A 20,894-nucleotide genomic window follows, 5' to 3' on the forward strand; every position below is an offset into this window, starting at 1 on the left:
GAGGTGACTATGATTGCCAGCAAATTCGGTATCGGCCAGCAGGTCCGCCATTCCCTGTTAGGTTACCTCGGAGTGGTCGTGGATATCGACCCGGAATATTCGCTTGATGAGCCGTCAGCCGATGAGTTGGCGGTCAACGACGAACTTCGCGCCGCTCCCTGGTATCACGTGGTGATGGAAGACGATAATGGCCTGCCCGTACATACGTATCTGGCCGAAGCACAGCTGAGTAGCGAGCTACAGGAAGAACATCCGGAGCAACCGTCAATGGATGAACTGGCGCGAACAATCCGTAAACAGCTTCAGGCTCCGCGCCTGCGTAACTGATCGCATTTACCCGGCCTACAACGATATCTGTCGTAGGCCGGATTCGTATCCAATCATCCGCACGAATTTACTTCGCCAACCCCAAACGCGGGATCTCAATCGCCGGACAGCGATCCATTACCACCATCAGCCCTGCGTCACGCGCCAACACGGCCGCCTGCTCGTTAATCACGCCAAGCTGCATCCACAGTGTCTTCGCACCGATGGCGATAGCTTCCTGAGCAACGCCCCACGCCGCTTCTGAATTACGAAAGACATCAACCATATCCACTTTCTCAGGCACATCCGCCAGCGTCGCATAGCCCTGTTGTCCCAGCAGCGTTTTCCCGGCAACCTTCGGCGAAACAGGGATAACGTGATAGCCCTGGTCAAGTAAATATTTCATGACCCGATAGCTTGGGCGATCGGGTTTATCACTTGCTCCCACCAGTGCAATCGTGCGGGTCGTTGTCAAAATGCCAGCAATATCGGTCTCTTTCATCGTTTTCCTCCAGGCTGTTTAGCAAAGTGTACGACAAACCTGAGCACGCAACCATTCATCCCATACTGGCGTATGAGAGCTAAACTCAAAAATATGTCTATATGTTAGTAAACATGATTATCGAAAAATTTAGATACATCTTATACAGATAATTTCTGGTCAGGAGAAACCTATGAAAACCGGCATTGTGACAGCCTTAATAGCCCTGTGTTTGCCGGTAACCGTTTTTGCTACCTCTTTACGTCTGTCAAATGATATTGACCTGCTGGTGCTCGACGGAAAAAAAGTCTCCAGCTCATTACTACGTGGTGCCGACAGTATTGAGCTGGAAAATGGTCGGCACCAGCTCGTGTTTCGCGTAGAAAAATCCATTCGTCTGTCCAGCCACGAAGAACGTCTCTATATCTCATCCCCGCTGGTCATAAGCTTTGATACCCAACTCGTCAGTCAGGTTAATTTTCACCTCCCGCGTCTGAACAATGAGCTGGATGCCGCTCGTTTCGATGAGGTTCCCCGCGTGGAACTGCTGGATGGGGACTCTATGCCTATCCCCGTCAAGCTGGATATTCTGTCCATCACCTCCACGGCGAAAACCGTGGATTATGAAATGGAAACAGAACGCTATAACAAAGCGGCTAAACATGCTTCGTTGCCACAATTCGCCACAATGATGGCCGATGACAGCTCTCTGCTATCCGGGGTTTCTGAACTGGATCGCGTGCCGCCTCAGTCGCAAACGCTGACCGAACAGCGCTTAAAATATTGGTTCCAACAGGCTGACGCGCAAACGCGAAGTAACTTTTTGCAATGGGCCCAAAAACAACCTCCTTCATGACATTTATCTTCGCATCGCATTTTTTTGGTCTTTCTCTTGCAGCGTCAAGCGCTTCCAGTACTCTGTAACCAGGTTAACTTGGGAGCTGTACTATGGAATTAACGACTCGCACATTGCCAGCGCGTAAGCATATTGCGTTGGTTGCACACGATCACTGTAAAAAGATGTTGATGAGCTGGGTGGAACGCCACCAACCCTTGCTGGAAAAGCATGTTCTGTATGCCACCGGGACGACAGGAAACTTAATCCAACGCGCGACCGGAATGGACGTCAACGCCATGCTGAGCGGCCCAATGGGCGGTGACCAGCAGGTGGGCGCGCTCATTTCAGAAGGGAAAATTGATGTGCTGATCTTCTTCTGGGATCCGCTCAACGCCGTACCACACGATCCGGATGTCAAAGCCCTGCTGCGTCTGGCGACGGTATGGAATATCCCGGTCGCCACCAACGTGTCGACGGCCGATTTTATTATTCAGTCGCCAAACTTCAACGATGCTGCGGACATCTTGATCCCAGATTACGCCCGCTATCTTGCAGAACGCCTCAAATGATCCCAAGCAGGTGGCTACCGCCGCCTGCGTTTCAGGGTTTTCGGATAACCGGAACATCCAGTTGCTTAAGCTCATCAACAAAGCATGAGGGTGTTTCTTTATTAAATAGCAGCCATACCCGATGCCGCGCACGTGTTAGCGCCACATACAGCAGGCGTCTCTCTTCTGCATCCGGAAAATCTTCCACCGCCGGGAGCAACGCCTCTTCCATAATCGACTCGCGGGCCGGAGCTGGAAAACCATCATTACCGTCGTGAAGCCCCACAATAATGACGTAATCCGCCTGCTGTCCTTTGCTGGCATGGATAGTCATAAAGTCCAGCTGTAGCTTAGGCCAGCGGGTGGCCGCTTTCTCCAGACTCGCTGGTTTCAGATGATGGTATCGCGCCAACACCAAAATCCGCTCTTCAGTCTTCACAAACCCTGACAACTTATCCAGCAGCAGATCCAGCTGATTTTCATCGAGCAACGTGACGGCTTTTTTATCACCGGTCATCAGACTGTTGAGCGGTTTCGTAAGTTGGTGAGGGTTTCGCTGGATAAACTGGTTTGCAACTTCACCAATACGATTGTTAAAACGGTAAGTCGTGTCCAGATTGCAACGATCGCCCTCGCCGAAGTTTTGCTGAAATGCGGTAGTCAACGAAAGTTGCGCCCCGCTAAAGCGATAAATGGCCTGCCAGTCATCCCCCACGGCGAACAGCGTAGTCTGTGAGTTCTGCTTACGCAGGGCGGCTAACAGAGCGGCACGCTGAGGAGAAATATCCTGAAATTCATCGACCAGAATGTGCTTCCACGGGCTGATAAACCGCCCCTTCTCCAGAATAACGATAGCCTGATGAATCAACCCGGAAAAATCGACGGCATTCTCATCCTTCAGCGCGCTCTTCCAGGCCTTGAGCAGGGGCGACATCAGCTTAATGCGTTTACTGAACAGATCGCGGATCTCTTCTGGCGCAGTGGCAATCATCTCCGCCTGCGCTCCGCCATGCATACGCATCAGGCTAACCCAACGATCCAGCCGGGAAGCCAGACGGCGCTGTAATTTTTCGTCATCCCAGAAGTTGCCTTCGGGTACAGACCACTGCATCTCTTCTTCTAACCATTGCCGCCAGCCTTTGGCCTGAGCTTTTTTCTCGCTGCACTGCTGACGCCAGGTCGTTATAAAGAGTTTACTGCGAGCGGCGGCATCATTTTCCAGCTTGCTAACCGTCGGAACTTTTTTGCTGCCCTGCGAAATAATGTGCAGCGCCAGCGAATGAAACGTGCGCGCGGTGACGTCTTGCGTATGCAGGCGTTCACGGATCCGATCGTCCATCTCCTGGGCCGCTTTTCGTCCAAACGCCAGCAGCAGGATCTGTTCAGCCGCTGCCTCTCCTCGCGCAAGCAACCAGCCCGCACGGGCGACCAATACGGATGTTTTGCCGCTTCCCGCCCCAGCAAGGACCAATAAGGATTGCTCACCGTTGACCACAGCACGCGCCTGGGCCGGATTCAGCGGTGAGGATTCAATTTGCTGGAAAAACTCGGCATGCTCTTCCAGCATTGCTTCGGTATAGGCTTGATTGTGCTTTAGGCGACAGGCTTCAATGTCCTTCAACCATGCCTGGCATTGGTGCAACGCCTCACGGCAATTATCAAATTCTTCCAGTCGGTTGATTGGAAGTGGTAGCGCGGCAAAGGCACGACGGATCTGCTGCTGCAGCCCTGTCGTTTGTTCGCGCGTCAGCCATTTGTTATCACTGGTACGTGCCGCGATCGCATCCAGCTGTTGCTGTAAAACTCCCGCAGCGACGGCGCTCATTTCCTGACTCCACTGCTGCCAGAGTGCGTTCAAGTGGTGATGGAAACGCTGCGTCTCCGCCCACTCTGTACCGTGAAGTCGCACCACCTTATCATCCGGGAGCACAAACTCCAGCTCGCCCCATACCAGGCCGCGTTTACAATGAATAGCCAGTAACTGATTGAAGGGAATAAGATACTCGTGACGATCGCCGGAAACTTTAATCCCGGCATTGAGAATAACAGCCCGATCGTAAGGGTGTTGTGCCAGACGTTTTCCAAGAGAAGTTGCTTTCAGTTCCATAAGACTCAGGCGGATCCACACGAAGAGGTTTACTTATCAGTGTAACCGCCAGAGAAAACGTGCTCCAGCCCAAAAAAACGTTACAATTGCCGAAATCACAGAAAACCAGAGTTAACCGAGGGTTTATGCGTACTGTTCTGAATATTTTAAATTTTGTGCTCGGGGGCTTCGCCACCACCTTAGCCTGGTTACTGGCTACGCTGGTCAGTATTGTGCTTATTTTTACTCTACCCTTGACCCGTTCATGTTGGGAGATAACCCGACTCTCGCTGTTTCCTTATGGCAACGAAGCAATTCATGTCGATGAACTGAACCCGGCAGGTAAAAACGTTTTGTTGAATACCGGCGGCACAGTGCTCAATATTTTCTGGCTGATTTTCTTCGGCTGGTGGCTGTGCCTGATGCACATTGTCTCCGGTATTGCCCAGTGCATTACCATCATCGGTATTCCGGTTGGCATCGCGAATTTTAAAATCGCCGCAATTGCACTCTGGCCAGTTGGTCGCCGGGTGGTATCAGTAGAAGTTGCTCGTGCAGCACGTGAAGCCAATGCGCGTCGTCGCTTTGAATAATCAGGACCGATGGCCTTTATGTTAAGTCCTCTGCTCAAACGCTATACCTGGAACAGCACCTGGCTGTACTACGTGCGGATTTTTATCGCGCTCTGCGGCACAACGGCACTGCCCTGGTGGCTGGGCGACGTTAAACTAACCATCCCGCTCACGCTGGGTATGGTTGCTGCCGCACTGACCGACCTGGACGATCGTCTTGCAGGCCGGCTACGCAATTTGATTATTACGTTGGTCTGCTTTTTTATTGCCTCGGCTTCTGTCGAACTGCTCTTCCCATGGCCATGGCTGTTTGCCATTGGGTTAACGCTCTCCACCAGCGGCTTTATATTACTGGGTGGATTAGGTCAACGCTATGCAACCATCGCTTTTGGCGCGTTGCTGATCGCCATTTACACGATGCTTGGCACTTCGCTTTACGATCAGTGGTATCAGCAACCGATCCTGCTGCTCGCTGGCGCTATTTGGTACAACCTGTTAACACTGACCGGGCATCTTCTGTTCCCCATCCGTCCCTTGCAGGATAATCTGGCACGTAGCTACGAACAGTTAGCGCACTATCTGGAACTGAAATCGCGTCTGTTTGATCCCGATATAGAAGATGAAAGCCAGGCACCGTTGTATGATTTAGCTCTCGCGAATGGGCAACTGATGGCGACGTTAAACCAGACGAAGGTGTCGTTACTGACTCGCCTGCGCGGCGACCGCGGGCAACGGGGAACTCGGCGTACGCTACATTACTATTTTGTGGCGCAGGATATCCATGAACGCGCCAGCTCCTCGCATATTCAGTACCAAACGCTGCGCGATCATTTCCGCCACAGCGATGTGATGTTCCGCTTCCAGCGTCTGATGTCGATGCAGGGGCAAGCCTGTTCACAGCTGTCCCGTTGTATTTTATTGCGCACACCTTATCAGCACGACCCACACTTTGAGCGCGTTTTCACCCATATAGATGCTGCGCTTGAGCGCATGCGTGCCAGTGGTGAGCCAGCCGATCTGCTCAACACGTTGGGATTTTTGCTGTCGAATCTGCGAGCCATCGATGCCCAGTTGGCTACTATTGAGTCCGAACAGGCTCAGGTACTCTCACGCAATGAGTCTGAAAATCAGCTTGCTGATGACAGTCCGCATGGGTTCAGTGATATCTGGTTACGTCTGAGTCGTAATTTCACGCCCGAGTCCGCCCTGTTTCGCCATGCTATCCGTATGTCGCTGGTGCTCTGCGTCGGCTATGCCATTATCCAGATAACAGGTATGAACCACGGGTACTGGATCCTGTTGACCAGCCTGTTTGTCTGTCAGCCAAACTACAACGCAACGCGACATCGCCTGGCGCTGAGGATTATCGGTACACTCGTCGGGATCGCTATTGGTTTACCGATCCTGTGGTTTGTGCCTTCTCTCGAAGGGCAATTGATACTTTTAGTGATCACCGGCGTACTGTTTTTTGCTTTTCGCAACGTCCAGTATGCGCATGCCACAATGTTTATCACGCTGCTGGTGCTACTGTGCTTTAACCTGCTTGGTGAAGGTTTTGAGGTCGCACTGCCGCGTGTCATTGATACGCTGATTGGTTGCGCTATCGCCTGGGCTGCTGTCAGCTTTATCTGGCCAGACTGGCGTTTTCGTAATCTGCCGCGGGTGATTGAACGGGCGACTGATGCAAACTGTCGTTATCTTGATGCAATACTCGAACAATATCATCAGGGTCGCGATAATCGCCTTACATACCGTATCGCCCGGAGGGACGCGCACAATCGTGACGCGGAACTGGCCTCCGTGGTGTCGAACATGTCGAGTGAACCGGACGTCACGGCCCAAACGCGCGAAACGGCGTTCCGCTTGCTGTGTCTGAACCATACATTTACCAGCTATATTTCCGCATTGGGTGCGCATCGCGAACAGCTAACCAATCCGGAGGTCCTGGCATTGCTAGACGATGCCGTCTGCTATGTTGATGATGCGCTTCACCATCAACCCGCTGACGAGCAGCGCGTATACCAGGCACTGGAGGGACTGAAGCAGCGAATTCAGCGTCTTGAGCCGCGTTCGGACAGTAAAGAGCCGCTGGTCATACAGCAAGTTGGGCTATTGATTGCCTTACTCCCGGAGATCCGGCGATTACAGCAGCAAATTGCCGTGCTGCCCTCTAATACCCCAGTTTCGACGTAAGAGAACTCACCCACTCTACCAGCTCCCGGCGACGCGTCGCCGGGAGCGCGGCTTCATGCACTCCCCCGACCGCTCCTTCAAGGGCGTAGAGTATTTTTACCGTCAAGGCGGGGTTATTTTGCCGAAGTTTCAGCCAGCACATTTGTGCTCCCAGCGAACGCAATGTTCCCTCATCTTTAATTCCTGCTTCATTTAGCAGAGTCTCCAGATGAAACGTCATATTGGGTAGCTCCCGCAGACGATGTTGTGCAAAGCGGCTCTGTTTTTCCTTAACAGCTGCATCCAGCGAATAGCGTGATAGCATCACCAACTGCGGCTGGTTTTGCCACAGGGCATCGTTCACCTGGTAATAATTGAGTACAACCGGACGTCCGCGCTTGATAAATGTCAGCCAGACAGGAGAGTTTTTTACACAGTACTGAGCGCTCTGCTCACATGCCCGAAGATATAGTTCACCGCTGGCAACCATGGCAAAGACCGTATCCCCAACAGTCAGACTGTAGCTGCCAAACAATGAGCGATAGTGAATCGCCCCCAAAGAAGCCAGATATTCTTGAGATTTATAGATCCTTGCATAAGAAAGTTCTTTCATAAAAATCCTTTTAAATCATAACGTAACCAAATGATTTTCAGTAGCAGATCCGTTAATGACGAAAATAGGCAACTTATTCGAATGGGGCAAGATGAATTTAATTTTTCCCGTGACGGCGACTAAAAATTGCGAACCTGTTTCCGAAAATAAGGTTGATCTTTATTGATGGCAGGGTTACTGTATATCCATACAGTAACTCACAGGGCTGGATTGATTATGTACACTTCAGGTTATGCAAATCGTTCTTCGTCGTTCTCTTCTGCATCAAGCAGCATTGCGCGCGTGTCGTCAGAGAACGCTACCACTGGGCTTATCAGTGAAGTGGTCTATCGCGAAGACCAGCCCATGATGACACAGCTCCTGCTGCTTCCACTCCTGCAACAGTTAGGGCAGCAATCCCGCTGGCAGCTGTGGCTGACACCTCAGCAAAAATTAAGTCGGGAGTGGGTACAGTCGGCCGGGCTTCCATTGACGAAAGTCATGCAAATTAGTCAGCTCTCTCCCTGCAATACGCTGGAATCTATGGTTCGAGCACTGCGCACGGGCAACTACAGCGTCGTTATCGGCTGGCTGACGGAGGAGTTAACCGAAGATGAACATGCCGAACTGGTAAAAGCGGCAGATGAAGGTAATGCGATGGGGTTTATTATGCGTCCTGTTCGCGCTCAGACACTTGCGGGGAGACAGCATTCCGGGCTAAAAATTCACTCGAATTTGTATCATTAAGTAAAATTAGGATTTATCCTGGAATTTTTTTTCATGTCTCAATTTGGTTTTGAGCCTTAACGGGTTTTTCGTGAGAACGCTTGTCTGAAGCGGTTTTCAGGATATCCTCAGTACATTTATTCATCCAAAAATGTTAAATATTGTGTATACAAGCCTTTTTTTTTCATATGCCTGACGGACTTCACACTTGTAAGTTTTCAACTACGTTGTAGACTTTACATCGCCAGGGGTGCTCGGCGTAAGCCGCAGATATCGGTAGAGTAACTATTGAACTGGTCCCCGGGTGAAGGATTTAACCGTGTTATCTCTCTTCGGAGATATTCATGGCGAATTTTGGATGATAACGAGGCGCAAAAAATGAAAAAGACAGCTATCGCAATTGCAGTGGCACTGGCTGGTTTCGCTACCGTGGCGCAGGCCGCTCCGAAAGATAACACCTGGTACGCTGGTGCTAAAATGGGCTGGTCTCAGTACCATGACATTGGTAACAACCAGATCAACAACGCCGGTCCTACCCACGAAAGCCAACTGGGTGCTGGTGCGTTCGGTGGTTATCAGGTTAACCCGTACGTTGGTTTTGAAATGGGTTACGACTGGTTAGGTCGTATGCCGTACAAAGGCTACACCGACGCTACTCATCAAAACGGCGCTTTCAAAGCTCAGGGCGTTCAGCTGACCGCTAAACTGGGTTACCCAATCACTGACGATCTGGACGTTTATACCCGTCTGGGTGGTATGGTTTGGCGTGCAGACGCTAAAAACAACGAAGGTTTCAAAGACCACGACACTGGTGTATCCCCAGTATTCGCTGGTGGCGTAGAGTATGCAATTACTCCTGAAATCGCTACCCGTCTGGAATACCAGTGGACCAACAACATCGGTGACGCGAACACCGTTGGTGGTCGTCCGGATAACGGCCTGCTGAGCGTTGGCGTTTCTTACCGTTTCGGTCAGGAAACTGTAGCTCCAGTAGTTGCACCGGCTCCGGCTCCAGCTCCAGAAGTACAGACCAAACACTTCACTCTGAAGTCTGACGTTCTGTTCAACTTCAACAAAGCAACTCTGAAACCAGAAGGCCAGCAGGCTCTGGACCAGATGTACAGCCAGCTGAGCAACCTGGATCCGAAAGACGGTTCCGTAGTGGTTCTGGGCTTCACTGACCGCATCGGTTCTGACGCTTACAACCAGGGTCTGTCCGAGAAACGTGCTCAGTCCGTTGTTGATTACCTGATCTCTAAAGGTATTCCTTCTGACAAAATCTCTGCACGTGGTATGGGCGAATCCAACCCGGTTACTGGCAACACCTGTGACAACGTGAAAGCTCGCGCTGCACTGATCGACTGCCTGGCTCCGGATCGTCGTGTTGAGATCGAAGTTAAAGGTATCAAAGACGTTGTAACTCAGCCTCAGGCTTAAGTTATCGTCTAGTAAAAAACCCCGCTTTGCGGGGTTTTTTTTCAGCTGTTTTTCGTTAAAAACGCACCAGAACGTTACGCCGAACCACACCCTACCGCTATTCTTTTCCCAGCAACGCCTGTAAATCCTGCTTCAATGTCGACATTTTGTTCGCGTACTTCTCTTTATGCTCTGCATCTTCAATGAGTTGCACAATAGTTTCAGAAAGCGTTTTACCACGCCGCTGCGCAAGCCCCGCTAAGCGCTGCCAGACCATAAATTCCAGATCGATTGATTTTTTGCGCGTATGCTGATGCTCAGCATTAAAATGCCGTTTACGCCTTGCTCGTATGGTTTGTTTCATACGATTTAGCAGCGCCGGATTCATGTGTTTTTCAATCCAGGTATTGACCCGAACCGGTTCATTTTCGAGGGTTAGCAATAAATCAACGGCTTCTTTGGCAGCGCTGGCCTCTACGTAACGGGTGATTAACTCCCCCTCACGATGCTTCTTCACCAGATACTTCCATTTCCAGCCGCTTTCAAGGTTTTCAAGTTGTTGATATTTCATTGCGATCTCAATGTTACCGTGTAACTCTTATCAGAATATCAGCTTTTTCGGCATCTGAAGAAAAGAATATCCAGCCTGTGAACTGCCGCGCGTCATCACATTCGTTTCCCGGCGCTTTCCACGTGTGCAGTGATGATGGTTACGGTATAATCGCGTTTTTTACAACAGACTAAAAAACATCAACTTTGACCATTACGAAACTTGCATGGCGTGATCTGGTTCCTGATACCGACAGTTATCAGGAAGTATTTGCACAGCCGCACGTCACTGACGACACCGACACCTTACTTAGCGATACTCAACCGCGTTTACAATTTGCATTAGAGCAGCTTCTTCAGCACTGGACGACGTCCTCGTTCATGCTGGTAAAAGCGCCGGAAGAGCTTGAGTATCTCAACCTTATTGCAGCAGCAGCACGTACGCTGCACACGGATGCCGGAAGCCTGACCGGAGGTCATTATGATATCTCCGGTCACACTATTCGCTATCGTACAGCTGAGAAAGCAGAAGACAATTTTGCAACGTTAACTCAGGTAGTCAGCGCTGACTGGGTTGAAGCCGAACAGCTATTTGGCTGCCTGCGTCAGTTCAATGGCGAAGTGACCCTGCAGCCAGGACTTGTACATCAGGCTAACGGTGGCGTGCTGGTTATTTCATTGCGCACGCTGTTGGCCCAGCCGCTGCTGTGGATGCGCCTGAAAGCCATTGTCAGCCACGAGCGTTTTGACTGGGTAGCTTTTGATGAGTCGCGCCCACTTCCTGTCTCCGTTCCACCTATGCCGCTCAAACTGAAAGTGATATTAGTGGGTGAACGTGAATCACTGGCAGACTTCCAGGAAATGGAGCCAGAACTGGCTGAGCAGGCTATTTATAGCGAGTTTGAAGATAATCTACAGATAGTGGATGCCGAAACCATGACGCAGTGGTGTCAGTGGGTAACGCATACCGCTACGCGTAACCATTTACCTTATCCCGCTCCTGATGCCTGGCAGGTACTGATTCGTGAAGCCGTGCGCTACACCGGCGAACAGGATACATTGCCGCTTAATCCATTATGGATAATCCGGCAGTTCAAAGAAGTGGCTCCGTTATGCGAGAGCGACACCTGCAACGCTGAGCAGTTTGGCCTGATGCTAGCTCAGCGAGAATGGCGGGAAGGTTTCCTGGCTGAACGTATGCAAGATGAGATCCTTCAGGAACAGATCCTTATTGAGACGGAAGGCGAGCGTATTGGCCAAATTAACGCCCTGTCGGTGATTGAATTCCCTGGACATCCGCGCGCGTTTGGTGAGCCTTCACGTATCAGCTGTGTGGTGCATATTGGCGATGGCGAATTTACGGATATTGAGCGCAAAGCCGAGCTCGGCGGAAATATTCATGCCAAGGGCATGATGATTATGCAGGCGTTCCTGATGTCGGAACTCCAGCTTGAACAGCAAATCCCCTTTTCCGCCTCACTGACCTTTGAGCAATCGTACAGCGAAGTCGACGGCGACAGCGCATCCATGGCCGAATTGTGCGCATTGATTAGCGCCCTCGCCGACGTTCCTGTTAATCAAAGCATCGCCATTACCGGTTCTGTCGATCAGTTTGGTCGCGCGCAACCTGTTGGTGGTCTGAACGAGAAAATTGAAGGTTTCTTCGCCATCTGCCAGCAGCGTGAGCTGACCGGCAAGCAGGGCGTTATTATTCCTTCAGCTAATGTCAGACATCTGAGCCTGCAGCCCACGCTGCTACAGGCTGTAGAAGAAGAAAAATTCACTATCTGGGCGGTGGACGACGTGACCGATGCGCTGCCACTGTTGTTAAATCTGGTGTGGGATGGTGAAGGTCAGACAACGTTGATGCAAACTATCCAGGAGCGTATTGCTACGGCAACGCAACAGGAAGGTCGTCACCGTTTTCCCTGGCCGCTACGTTGGCTGAACTGGATTATTCCGAACTGATCGGACTTGTTCAGCGTACACGTGTTAGCTATCCTGCGTGCTTCAATAAAATAAGGCTTACAGAGAACATGGTAGATAAACGCGAATCCTATACAAAAGAAGACCTTCTTGCCTCTGGTCGCGGTGAGCTGTTTGGCGCAAAAGGGCCACAACTGCCTGCACCAAGCATGCTGATGATGGACCGTGTCATCAAGATGACCGAAACCGGCGGCAACTTTGACAAAGGTTATGTTGAAGCTGAACTGGATATCAACCCGGACCTGTGGTTCTTCGGATGCCACTTTATCGGCGATCCGGTGATGCCAGGCTGCCTGGGTCTTGATGCCATGTGGCAGTTGGTTGGATTCTATCTCGGCTGGCTGGGTGGCGAAGGTAAAGGCCGCGCGCTGGGCGTAGGCGAAGTTAAATTCACCGGCCAGGTTCTGCCGACCGCGAAGAAAGTGACTTACCGCATTCACTTCAAACGCATCGTTAACCGTCGCCTGATCATGGGCCTGGCTGATGGTGAAGTGCTGGTTGATGGTCGTCTGATCTATACCGCAAACGATCTGAAAGTGGGTCTGTTCCAGGATACTTCCGCGTTCTAATCCAGGTCCGTGTATCTGCCAGTCATTAACGTTTATTCGTCTTGTCTGGTGGGCAAAAAGGCGAAACCTCCGCTCTGCGGAGGTTTCTTTTATCTAAAGAGACAGAATCAGGCCATTAAAACCCTATCCCCCATGGCTTCTCGCCAGCCTCCCAGCCAGTATGACCTCTGATTCAGCGTCTGATAGGGACACATTTCTTTTGAGCGTCCGGCAATGCCGGCCTGATAACCACGTTGATGTGCCCGTTCCAGGCGATCTCGTTTTTGTCTCTTCATGCCTCGTTTCCCTCATCTTTAGGTCTGGTGGAAAAGAAAACAGTGATTACTAAGTGTGCAATCACACTAAACGAATACCCCTAAACATCAGAGCCGTCAATGCGCAAAATTCACGCCAGTGTCATATTTGTGAGCTACCCGAAAAATCATTTGTACAAAAATAGTCAGTCAGAACAGCTATCTCCACGGCTAAAAAAATAAAAAAAACAGCCCCGGGCAATGAACCAGAGGCGGCATAATTTACAATTATTTAAGCTTAAGGCAGGCGTTTCAGCTCCTGAGCAATAGCCGTCGCTTCCTGGCTCCAGGCACTGGCCAGCACCTTCACCATTTCATCGTAACCATCCTGAGTCTGCACCGCTTCGATGTGGAACGGACGTTTAATTAACTGACCCTGATGATTCAGCAACCACTCCCCACTTACAATTACCTTCCCATCATAGCGCCCCTGGAAGCCTGTCACGGTGACGTTAAGAGTGTCCTGTACGCTTCCCAATGGTTGAGAAGCAACAACCCATCCCGGTAATTGGGTGCTGAGATTCGCCACTAGCGTGTTACGCAGTTGCTGGTCTAATGGACTGGCCCAGAGATTATTATTGGCGATCACGTATTTTACATCGCTGGTCTGGTATACCACGCCATTACCCGCCAGGTAGTCAGGTACCGAAATCTGCTCAACCCACAACAGACGATTCCCCTGGTTAGTTGTGCTCTGTACCCCACCCTGTGCAATAGGAAGCTGGTAATAGCTTTTATTTTCTCCGCTGGAGCTACATGACGTCAGCCAGAACGCCATCATCACCACTAGCCACTTTTTCATTGTTTCGCCCTCTTCGGCTCTGGATCTTTTTTATCCTTCGCTTCAAACACCAGCGCGTTGCTCTTATCGTTCAGCGTTTTCAGTACCGGCTGCAGCTCACGCAGAACCTGATCAAGACGTTGCATATCTGCCACCATCTTGTTGTAGGCAGCGGAGCCCGGCTGGAAGCCCTGCATACTCCGATTCAGTTCGCGCAATGTGTTCTGCATATCCCCCGGAAGCTGCTGCATTGACTGGCTGGAAGTAATCTTATTCATGTTATCCAGCGTAGTTTGCAGATGTTTCATCGTGCGCTGACTTTCCGACAGAGTCGTAGTCGCCTGCTCAATCATTGGGTTCAACGGCAGATTATTAATCTTATCCAACGCCTCCATCAGACGCTGCTGGATTTGCGCCAGCCCTCCACTCACGGTCGGAATGATTTGGTAGCCGTCAAACTCACGAATGCCTTTTAACGGTGGATCTTTAGGATAGAAGTCCAGATCCACATACAGTGCCCCTGTTACCAGGTTCCCGGTCTTCAGAGAAGCTCTTAACCCACGGTTCAGCAGATCCGTCAGATGAGCCCCCACGTCGGTACTCTCGCCAAGCTGCGCTTTCAGACGTTCCGGTTCAATACGAATCAACACCGGGATACGGTAATCGTCATTGAATGCCTGGCGTAAACCTGGCGCAAAGAAAGGCACTTTGCCGACGGTTCCTAAACGGATCCCACGGAATTCTACCGGCGCGCCCGGCTGTAGACCGCGAATAGAATCCTTAAAGAACATCAGATAATCGATATGGTCGGTATACAGAGAATCCTGAATACTCTTTTGATCGTCGTACAAATTAAACGCGGTTTTTTCCGCGACGGGTTGCCCCTGGTCCAGCCCCTCTGGGACGTCGAAACTCACGCCGCCACCAAACAGCGTCGTCAGCGATCCCATTTCTACACGCATTCCCGCAGACGTCAGATCGACCGCGATCCCGCTGTCTTTCCAGAAGCGCACATTGCTGGTGACCAGGCGATCGTTAGGCGCATTGATGAAAAGTTGATAACTAATGCTTCGCTTTTGCGGATCAAAGGTACTGGTCTCAACAGAACCTACGCGGTATCCACGGAATAACACTGGATCGCCCGGACTAAGCTGTCCGGCTTTTTTGCTGTCAAGCACCACACGGATCCCCTTGGCATCCGGCGGTGCCAGCGGCGGCGAGTCCAGCAACTGGTAATTTTCCAGTTTGCTGCCTTTATTGCCGGGCTGCAGTTCAATATATACCCCAGACAACAACGTACCCAGACCGCTGATACCTTCACGCCCTATCTGCGGCTTCACCACCCAAAAGACAGAATCTTTATGCAGCAGCTTTTCCATACCGGAATTAAGACGGGCTTTAATCTGCACATGGGTCAAATCATCCGTCAGGGTAGCGCTTTCAACGACGCCGACATCTACGCTGCGGCTCTTAATTGTCGTTTTCCCCCCCTCAATGCCTTCGGCATTGGTGGTGATCAGCGTAACTTCTGGTCCCTGATGGCTGTAATGATAAAACAGCACCCATGCACCAATGAGCGCAGTGACGATTGGGAATATCCATACCGGAGACCAGTTTTTTACCTTCTGCACTTTGGCTTCCCCACTTTTAGATTCCATGCTGTCAGGACTCCTCATGATCTGGTTCTGGTTCACGGTCCCACGACAGACGCGGATCAAATGTCATCGCAGAAAACATTGTCATAATGACGACTAAAGCAAACATCAAAGCACCCATTGCAGGATAAATGTTCATTAACCCCCCCATGCGCACCAGCGCAGAGAGTACGGCAATTACAAAAACGTCGATCATTGACCAGCGACCAACAAATTCTACAACCTCATAAATAAAATGCATCCGTTCACTGTCGCGTTTGCCGTGCCCCTTAGCATCCCAACACAACCAGGCAATCGCGATCATTTTTAAGGTCGGCACCATAATACTGGCAATAAAGATAACCGCTGCCACCGGGTAAGAACCTTCACTCCAGATTAAAACTACCCCCTCAAGGATCGTCGATGGCAATTTTGACCCGAGCAGGTCGGTGATCATAATCGGCAGAATATTGGCAGGAAGATAAAGCATGATAGACGTAAACAGTAATGCCAACGTCCATTGCAGACTGTTTTTACGCCGCGCATAACCTTTGGCCTGACATCGCGGACATACTAATTCGTCAGCGGGAAGAATAGCAGTGCAGCAAGAGCAAGAGCGCAAACCCTGCCGGATTCCAGGCACACCAGGCTTTAATTCCTGTTCGATAGCTGGCATAGGAGCAATATCATCCCACAGCCAACGGCGGTCCACACACTGGAACGCCCGCAACTGGAGTACACAAAACAAACACCACGGGATGAAGCTGCTACCTACGCCGATATCGCCATAGGCCATCAGCTTAACAAAGCTCACCAGCACGCCCGCGAGGAAGATTTCTGCCATTCCCCAGCTTTTTAACTGAAACAAAATACGCGCCAGCCATGCTTTAAGCCGATCAGGCATCTGAGCGCGGTTTACCAGTAGCAGGATCGTCAGCAGACAAAAGGCCGGAACCAGCTGTACGAATAAGATAAAGAAGGTGCCGAGACTGGCGTAATCTTCAGAAAAGAGCACGCTAGGAATTTGCAGCAGTGTCACTTCACTACTCACCCCTGCGACGTTCATATTCACAAAGGGAAAGAGGTTTGACAGCAGCAGCATAAATAGTGCGGCTAAAACATAGGCAGTGGGACGCTGCCGGGGGGCGTCCCACTCAACGGTTAACGTAGTGCCACATCGTGGACATGCCGCTTTCTGACCATGCTCCAGGCGAGGTAACGCCACCAGCATGTCACACTGCGAGCACAAAATATGCTTCGCGGCATGGTGATGTTCGCACATATGTGCTCCTTTAATTATGCGCCATTCTTCAAAGACTCAAGATACTCCCAGCGCTCAAAGGCTTGCTCAAGTTCTTGTTCCGCTTCGTTCAGATTAGCCAATACCTGCTGCGTTTGCTCGTGCGGCTGACTGAAAAACGTGGCGTCAGCAACCTGAGCCTGTAAGGCTTCCAGCTTAGCTTCCAGTTCTTCAAGCAGCGCGGGGAGTTGCTCCAGTTCGCGCTGCAGTTTATAGCTTAGTTTGCTGGTGCTGCGTTTGACAATTTCTGCTTTAGGAGCAGCAGGTTCCTCTGTTTTTTTCGCAACTGGCTGCTTAAACGCCACATACTGCGATTGTTGACTGCGCGCATCATGATAACCGCCGACATAACGGCCAATTTTACCGCCGCCTTCGAAGATCCAGCATTCGGTCACGGTATTATCGACAAACTGACGGTCGTGGCTCACCAGCAGCACGGTGCCCTGATAGCTATCAATCAATTCTTCAAGCAGTTCCAGCGTTTCGACGTCCAGATCGTTCGTGGGTTCATCGAGAATTAACAAATTGCTGGGTTTCAGGAACAAACGCGCCAACAGCAGGCGATTGCGTTCCCCGCCAGAGAGCGCGCGTACTGGCGTCATCGCGCGTTTCGGATGGAACATGAAATCCTGAAGGTAGCCCAGCACGTGGCGGGGTTTGCCGTTAACCATCACCTCTTGCTTACCTTCAGCAAGGTTGTCCATCACGGTTTTATCCGGATCCAGTTCGGCGCGATGCTGATCGAAATATGCCACTTCCAGCTTAGTTCCAACATGAATGCGTCCACTGTCAGCCTGAAGCTGACCTAACATCAGCTTCAACAGCGTAGTTTTGCCGCAGCCGTTAGGTCCGATTAGCGCGATCTTGTCGCTACGCTGCACCTGCGCGGAGAAATCTTTCACCAGTTGCTTTCCGTCAACCTGGTAATCAACATTCTCCATCTCAAAGACAATCTTGCCAGAACGGCTTGCCTCTTCGACCTGCATCTTCGCTGTGCCCATCACTTCGCGACGTTCACCACGCTCGCGACGCATGGCTTTCAGCGCACGCACGCGACCTTCGTTACGCGTACGACGCGCTTTGATACCCTGACGGATCCAGACTTCTTCCTGTGCCAACTTGCGATCAAATTCCGCGTTTTGTAACTCTTCTACGCGTAATGCTTCTTCTTTATCCAGCAGATACTGATCGTAGTTACCCGGATAGGTAACCAGCTTGCCGCGGTCAAGATCGACAATGCGCGTCGCCATATTGCGGATAAACGAACGGTCGTGGGAAATAAAAATGATTGTCCCATTGAAGGTTTTCAGGAACCCTTCCAGCCAGTCAATGGTTTCAATATCCAGGTGGTTCGTCGGTTCATCCAGCAGCAATACGCGCGGGTTACTCACTAACGCGCGGCCCAGCGCCGCCTTACGTAGCCAGCCGCCGGAAAGCGATGCCAGCTCCATGTCTGCTTCAAGGCCAAGCTGTTCCAGTACTTCATTAATACGGTTTTCCAGCTGCCACAGATTGTGGTGATCCAGCTGTTCCTGAACCTTCGCCAGTTCCTGAAGGTTTTTATCACTCGGATCGGCGATCACCAGATGCGAGATATCGTGATAACGCTTGAGGTAAACCGCCTGTTCTGCAATTCCTTCAGCGACGAAATCGTAGACGCTACCCTGCACGTTGCGCGGCGGATCCTGCTGCAGACGCGCCACAACCAGATCCTGCTCATAAATAATACGCCCATCGTCAAGACCCTGTTCACGATTCAGGATCTTCATTAGCGTCGATTTGCCTGCGCCATTACGGCCAACCAGACAGACGCGCTCGTTATCTTCGATATGCAGTTCAGCATTATCGAGAAGCGGCGCATCGCTGAACGACAGCCATGCACCATGCATACTGATTAATGACATTTAATTTTCCTTTCAGGCTGCGGTAATCAGCCAGCAGTTGTGGATCTGACGGTTACGGGCAAAATCCTGGGAAAGCGTTTTTTGAGTGATTTCTTGTGCTTTCAATCCCAGTGCTGCCAGACCGTCGAGATCCATACGGAATCCACGTTTGTTGTTGGAGAACATGATTGTGCCGTCTTTACGAAGCAGGCGTTTTAGATCTTTCATCAACACCAGATGATCGCGCTGTACGTCAAACGAGTCTTCCATACGTTTTGAGTTAGAGAACGTCGGCGGATCGATGAAAATCAGATCAAACTGTTCATTGGCTTCGCGCAGCCAGCCCAGGCAATCGGCCTGAATTAAACGGTGCGCGCGGCCACTCAGGCCATTCAGACGCAGGTTACGCTCCGCCCATTCCAGGTAGGTGCGCGACATATCAACAGTCGTGGTGCTACGCGCACCGCCCAATCCTGCATGTACGCTGGCGCTGCCGGTGTAGGAGAACAGGTTAAGGAAATCCTTACCTTTACTCATCTGACCGAGCATGCGGCGTGCAATACGATGATCGAGGAACAAACCGGTATCAAGATAGTCTGTCAGGTTGACCCACAGGCGCGCGTTGTACTCGCTTACCTCAATGAATTCACCCTTCTCATTCATCTTCTGATACTGATTCTTCCCTTTCTGCCGTTCACGGGTTTTCAGCACCAGTTTATTCGGCGCGATTTCCAGTACCGACAGCGTTGCGGCGATAATGTCGAACAGGCGTTGACGTGCTTTTTGTGCATCAACTGTCTTCGGCGGAGCATATTCCTGAACCACAACCCAGTCGCCGTAACGGTCAACTGCAACATTGTATTCCGGCAGGTCAGCGTCATACAGGCGATAGCATTCAATGCCTTCCTGGCGCGCCCATTTTTCCAGCTTCTTGATGTTCTTGCGCAGGCGGTTGGCATAATCTTCCGCGACCGTGGCTGGCTTGCTGTCCGCGGTGGTCTCTGCAACGTGATAGTTCTTCTGTACACAATCCAGCGGGCCGTTTTTCGCTTTGAACTGCTTGTCGGCACGTAATTGCAGGCTGCTGAGCAGATCCGGCGAGGCGCTAAACAACGACAAATTCCAGCCGCCAAACTGGTTTTTCATCGTCCGCCCCAGCAGGCTGTGCAGGGCTATCAGCGCCGGTTCGCTATCCAGACGTTCGCCGTATGGTGGGTTACTGATAACCGTACCATACGGTCCTTTCGGCAGCGGATTGCTCAGTTTGGCAACATCTTTAACGTCAAACGTCATCAGGTCGGCAATACCCGCGCGGCGGGCGTTACTGCGCGCTTTTTCAATTACCCGCGCATCGCTGTCGGAACCATAGAAATGCGAGGAGTAGTCAGCCAGCCCTTTACGCGCACGCACCTGTGCTTCGGCTTTGACTTCTTGCCAGACGACTTCATCGTGCTGCGCCCAACCGCTAAAACCCCAGTACCCGCGGTGCAGGCCCGGCGCACGATCGGTTGCCCACATCGCAGCTTCAATCAGCAGCGTGCCGGAGCCGCACATCGGATCGAGCAACGGTGTGCCTGGCTGCCAGCCAGAACGCATAACGATGGCCGCAGCCAGCGTCTCTTTGATCGGCGCCTGGCCAGCGCGATCGCGATAACCACGCTGATGCAAACCGTCACCGCTAAGATCGAGCGCAATGCTGGCGGTATCTTTGTTCAACCAGACGTTGATGCGCAGATCCGGAGATTCACGATCCACATTTGGACGCGGCAGATTTTTACGGGTGAAGGCATCGACAATCGCATCCTTGACCTTCAGCGCGCCGTACTGACTGTTACGAATGGTCTCGTTCAGGCCACTAAAATGGACGGCAAACGTCGCACCAGGATTAAATATCTCTGTCCAGTCGATTGCCTGAACACCGAGGTACAGATCAAGATCGCTGTAGACCTTGCACTCTCCCATCGGCAGGATAATGCGCGAGGCCAGGCGGCTCCACATCAGGCTCTGGTAAACAAGCCGCGTGTCGCCCTTAAAATGGACCCCACCCTGAACGACCTGGCACTCCAGCGCGCCGAGGTTTTCCAGTTCAGTTTTTAACAGCTCTTCCAGCCCGCGGGCCGTACTGGCAAACAGAGAATTCATAATGTCACTTTTACTCCAAT

At 51.4% G+C, this 20,894-nt stretch carries 19 protein-coding genes; 9 read left to right on the forward strand and 10 right to left on the reverse strand.

Annotated elements, in window-relative coordinates; genetic code table 11:
- The first annotated feature begins 9 nt into the window (after nt 1-9).
- On the forward strand, nt 10-327 hold the full coding sequence (gene hspQ / locus NMD08_RS16805) for a heat shock protein HspQ (protein ID WP_043015794.1): 318 nt from the start codon (nt 10-12) through the stop codon (nt 325-327).
- Between the two features lie 67 nt (nt 328-394).
- Here the strand turns inward: hspQ and NMD08_RS16810 are convergent, their stop codons facing one another.
- Nucleotides 395-808, reverse strand: coding sequence for a CoA-binding protein (locus NMD08_RS16810; RefSeq protein WP_151217954.1), 414 nt, complete (start codon nt 806-808; stop codon nt 395-397).
- Nucleotides 809-980: 172 nt separating this feature from the next.
- Here NMD08_RS16810 and NMD08_RS16815 point away from each other — a divergent pair, with 172 nt between their 5' ends.
- Nucleotides 981-1,643, forward strand: coding sequence for a DUF2057 family protein (locus tag NMD08_RS16815; protein ID WP_151217953.1), 663 nt, complete (start codon nt 981-983; stop codon nt 1,641-1,643).
- A 92-nt stretch (nt 1,644-1,735) separates the two neighbouring features.
- On the forward strand, nt 1,736-2,194 hold the full coding sequence (mgsA, locus tag NMD08_RS16820) for a methylglyoxal synthase (protein ID WP_114682373.1): 459 nt from the start codon (nt 1,736-1,738) through the stop codon (nt 2,192-2,194).
- 31 nt (nt 2,195-2,225) lie between these two features.
- Here mgsA and helD read toward each other — a convergent pair whose 3' ends face one another.
- Nucleotides 2,226-4,280, reverse strand: coding sequence for a DNA helicase IV (helD, locus tag NMD08_RS16825; RefSeq protein ID WP_210904905.1), 2,055 nt, complete (start codon nt 4,278-4,280; stop codon nt 2,226-2,228).
- Between the two features lie 125 nt (nt 4,281-4,405).
- Here helD and NMD08_RS16830 point away from each other — a divergent pair, with 125 nt between their 5' ends.
- Together NMD08_RS16830 and yccS are read left to right on the forward strand one after the other, a co-directional pair.
- Nucleotides 4,406-4,852 (forward strand): YccF domain-containing protein, encoded by a 447-nt coding sequence (locus tag NMD08_RS16830; protein WP_016152485.1) that lies wholly within the window; start codon nt 4,406-4,408, stop codon nt 4,850-4,852.
- 18 nt (nt 4,853-4,870) lie between these two features.
- Nucleotides 4,871-7,024, forward strand: coding sequence for a YccS family putative transporter (gene yccS / locus NMD08_RS16835; protein ID WP_151217952.1), 2,154 nt, complete (start codon nt 4,871-4,873; stop codon nt 7,022-7,024).
- Here the strand turns inward: yccS and NMD08_RS16840 are convergent.
- Nucleotides 7,002-7,616 (reverse strand): TfoX/Sxy family DNA transformation protein, encoded by a 615-nt coding sequence (locus NMD08_RS16840; RefSeq protein ID WP_151225160.1) that lies wholly within the window; start codon nt 7,614-7,616, stop codon nt 7,002-7,004. The genes yccS and NMD08_RS16840 overlap by 23 nt on opposite strands.
- Nucleotides 7,617-7,832: 216 nt before the next feature.
- Between NMD08_RS16840 and sulA the strand changes: the two genes are divergently transcribed.
- Together sulA and ompA are read left to right on the forward strand one after the other, a co-directional pair.
- Complete coding sequence (gene sulA, locus NMD08_RS16845; RefSeq protein WP_151217950.1) at nt 7,833-8,342, forward strand: SOS-induced cell division inhibitor SulA; 510 nt, start codon at nt 7,833-7,835, stop codon at nt 8,340-8,342.
- Between the two features lie 357 nt (nt 8,343-8,699).
- Nucleotides 8,700-9,758: a porin OmpA gene (gene ompA / locus NMD08_RS16850; protein ID WP_151217949.1), complete on the forward strand. Its 1,059-nt coding sequence runs from the start codon at nt 8,700-8,702 to the stop codon at nt 9,756-9,758.
- A gap of 97 nt (nt 9,759-9,855) precedes the next feature.
- Here ompA and matP read toward each other — a convergent pair whose 3' ends face one another.
- Nucleotides 9,856-10,308 (reverse strand): macrodomain Ter protein MatP, encoded by a 453-nt coding sequence (matP, locus tag NMD08_RS16855; protein WP_151217948.1) that lies wholly within the window; start codon nt 10,306-10,308, stop codon nt 9,856-9,858.
- 185 nt (nt 10,309-10,493) lie between these two features.
- Between matP and NMD08_RS16860 the strand changes: the two genes are divergently transcribed.
- Together NMD08_RS16860 and fabA are read left to right on the forward strand one after the other, a co-directional pair.
- Nucleotides 10,494-12,254: a Lon protease family protein gene (locus NMD08_RS16860; RefSeq protein ID WP_151217947.1), complete on the forward strand. Its 1,761-nt coding sequence runs from the start codon at nt 10,494-10,496 to the stop codon at nt 12,252-12,254.
- 68 nt (nt 12,255-12,322) lie between these two features.
- A complete protein-coding gene (fabA, locus tag NMD08_RS16865; protein ID WP_003035875.1) occupies nt 12,323-12,841 on the forward strand; it encodes a bifunctional 3-hydroxydecanoyl-ACP dehydratase/trans-2-decenoyl-ACP isomerase in 519 nt (172 codons plus the stop codon).
- Between the two features lie 107 nt (nt 12,842-12,948).
- On the opposite strand, the gene rmf is transcribed toward fabA, so the two are convergent.
- The 6 genes from rmf to rlmKL form a co-directional block, all read right to left on the reverse strand.
- Entirely contained in the window at nt 12,949-13,116 is a 168-nt protein-coding gene (gene rmf / locus NMD08_RS16870; RefSeq protein WP_003035871.1) for a ribosome modulation factor, read from the reverse strand.
- Between the two features lie 256 nt (nt 13,117-13,372).
- On the reverse strand, nt 13,373-13,936 hold the full coding sequence (pqiC, locus tag NMD08_RS16875) for a membrane integrity-associated transporter subunit PqiC (RefSeq protein WP_151225156.1): 564 nt from the start codon (nt 13,934-13,936) through the stop codon (nt 13,373-13,375).
- A complete protein-coding gene (gene pqiB, locus NMD08_RS16880) occupies nt 13,933-15,573 on the reverse strand; it encodes an intermembrane transport protein PqiB (RefSeq protein WP_151217945.1) in 1,641 nt (546 codons plus the stop codon). Before pqiB ends, pqiC begins: the two co-directional genes overlap by 4 nt.
- Nucleotides 15,574-15,577: 4 nt before the next feature.
- A complete protein-coding gene (pqiA, locus tag NMD08_RS16885) occupies nt 15,578-16,831 on the reverse strand; it encodes a membrane integrity-associated transporter subunit PqiA (protein ID WP_151217944.1) in 1,254 nt (417 codons plus the stop codon).
- 14 nt (nt 16,832-16,845) lie between these two features.
- Nucleotides 16,846-18,753: an ABC transporter ATP-binding protein gene (locus NMD08_RS16890; protein WP_151217943.1), complete on the reverse strand. Its 1,908-nt coding sequence runs from the start codon at nt 18,751-18,753 to the stop codon at nt 16,846-16,848.
- A gap of 12 nt (nt 18,754-18,765) precedes the next feature.
- On the reverse strand, nt 18,766-20,874 hold the full coding sequence (rlmKL, locus tag NMD08_RS16895) for a bifunctional 23S rRNA (guanine(2069)-N(7))-methyltransferase RlmK/23S rRNA (guanine(2445)-N(2))-methyltransferase RlmL (RefSeq protein ID WP_151217942.1): 2,109 nt from the start codon (nt 20,872-20,874) through the stop codon (nt 18,766-18,768).
- Nucleotides 20,875-20,894 lie beyond the last annotated feature (20 nt).

This window comes from Citrobacter meridianamericanus (assembly GCF_041320245.1).
Taxonomy (GTDB): domain Bacteria; phylum Pseudomonadota; class Gammaproteobacteria; order Enterobacterales; family Enterobacteriaceae; genus Citrobacter; species Citrobacter meridianamericanus.